The organism is Ensifer sp. ENS06, from assembly GCF_014852205.1.
Lineage (GTDB): Bacteria > Pseudomonadota > Alphaproteobacteria > Rhizobiales > Rhizobiaceae > Ensifer > Ensifer adhaerens.
In genome coordinates this window covers 1-548 of record NZ_JACVBC010000045.1, presented here as the reverse complement: position 1 = coordinate 548, position 548 = coordinate 1, and the positions used below count along the sequence as shown (strand labels likewise).

Genomic DNA, 548 nt, shown 5'->3' with positions numbered 1-548 from the left:
TCTTCCCTGGCATAGCCTTCATCACCCCACTTTTTCCGGCCGAGATTGCGATCGAGCCGGGTCGGGCTCATCGTCCAATGGATTGCCTCGTGTCCAAGCGTGGTGGCGTGCGCCTCGGCCGACACGAAGGCTTCGAATGGCGGCATCTGGATGAAATCGCCGCCCGGTTGATAGAACGCCCGGTTGCCGCCATGGCGAATATCCGCGTCCAGATTGGCGAAGAACCGGTCGGCCACCTCGAGGCGCTCCTTGCTGTTCTCGGCGGTCACCATCGGTCTTGCACGGTAGCGCTCCGGCAAGCCATCGATCTGATCGGCATTGAAGACGCTGTAGCCTTTCATGAACGGGATCCGGCGCTCGATCTCATCGCCAGCATCGCCGGTTTCCTTGCGTTCGATGGTGTTGGCGTAGACAACGAGCGTCGACGTCTCACCCTTACGCACCTGACCGCCCAATTCCGCCGCTTGTTTGTAAGTCATCCAGTAGCGCGACGCATATCCATTTTCCGCCGCCGTCATCCACAGAAGCACGGTATTGATGCCGCGATA

Annotated in this window: 1 protein-coding gene; it reads right to left on the bottom strand. The window is 59.9% G+C overall.

Annotation, left to right across the window (positions count from 1 at the left end):
• Nucleotides 1-518, bottom strand: a 518-nt coding sequence (locus IB279_RS36755; RefSeq protein ID WP_246802270.1) for an ArdC family protein, incomplete at its 3' end; no start/stop codon positions are given.
• Nucleotides 519-548 lie beyond the last annotated feature (30 nt).